The following is a 234-nucleotide window of genomic DNA, read 5'->3' as shown; positions in this document are numbered from 1 at the left end:
CTCCCTCTTCTCCCCAGCGGGGAGAAGGTGGCCCGCAGGGCCGGATGAGGGGGGCGAAGCCACGTAGCAAGTAAAAACTGAGATGCTGAAGTTCAGAAAAAAACGAGAAAAAAAGGCTTCGTTTGTGCCGAACCGCCCCCTCATCCGCCCTTCGGGCACCTTCTCCCCGCTGGGGACCGTTGCATAATCGTCGAATTGACTGATGTGGCCACAGGATAAGCGAGTTCTTGTGCC

Source organism: Rhizobium sp. Root483D2, from assembly GCF_001426685.1.
In the GTDB taxonomy this organism is placed as follows: Bacteria; Pseudomonadota; Alphaproteobacteria; order Rhizobiales; family Rhizobiaceae; genus Pararhizobium; species Pararhizobium qamdonense.
This window is presented reverse-complemented; position numbering follows the sequence as displayed.